An 867-nucleotide genomic window follows, 5' to 3' on the forward strand; every position below is an offset into this window, starting at 1 on the left:
TTTACCGTCTCCCCCATCTCCCCAAAATGCGTCCTTGTGCGAATGCTCAGTAAGGCAAGCATTGCCCGTGCGCATCAGTTTCTGAGCAAGTTTCGGGTTTTGGAGGAATTTTTCTCGCACAATGAACGCCATAACTGAGAGCTTCATGTTGTCCCAATCGCTGCGAACGAGATGCTCGTACTGACGGCTTAACGCGAACGCTTCATCCGGCGATTGGGCTTTCTGAATTTTGGTTTGCAGTTGGGCATCAACAAATTTCTGAGCTTGATAGTAGTGTTCGCTGGTGGGCCAAGATTGGGAAGATATTTCGACGGGGGCATGACAGAAGTTGGACAGGAAGCCGTGCGGCTCATCGGGCTCGTAGAAAAGGATCTGATCAACCATATTCGCGCTCCTGCTTAGATGATATGGATAGTCAACAAAAGGCATATCCTACTGATATATCTTTTAGTAACGCCTCTACCATTTGTCAAACCATAGTAAGCAAGCAAAGTGACTTCAGACTGAATAAAAATAAGGTTGGAGAACAAATAAAACGAGCAAGAAACTTCGGTTAAATGATGGGGTTAGCAAATAAAAAGGGCAGCCAGTTGGCTACCCTATGGAGTGGTACACCGAATTGAGAGAATCAGTGAATCAAGCCAAGTTCTCTTGCTTCTTCAATGCTTAACCCGCTTTCGCGGATTTCACGCAGTGCCTCAATGCGACGTCTGGCTTCTGCTGATTTCACTGTTTTCTCTGGCTTCACAACGGTTTCTTCTTCTTCGGGTAATTCCCACTTGTGAGCGATGTTGGTCATCTCGTCATGGTCGATAGAATTAATGGACATATTTCCTCCGAACACACCATGTTTTGGACAGCTAATCT

Annotated in this window: 2 protein-coding genes; both read right to left on the reverse strand. The window is 45.9% G+C overall.

Annotation, left to right across the window (positions count from 1 at the left end; translation table 11 throughout):
- Window positions 1-429 (reverse strand): NADAR family protein (locus R7Q48_RS25785; RefSeq protein ID WP_411979288.1); only part of this gene is annotated, 429 nt, incomplete at its 3' end.
- A gap of 199 nt (window positions 430-628) precedes the next feature.
- Window positions 629-829, reverse strand: a complete 201-nt coding sequence (locus tag R7Q48_RS25790) for a PA3496 family putative envelope integrity protein (RefSeq protein ID WP_318085320.1) — start codon at window positions 827-829, stop codon at window positions 629-631.
- Between the last annotated feature and the right edge of the window lie 38 nt (window positions 830-867).

This window comes from Vibrio sp. 378 (genome assembly GCF_033339435.1).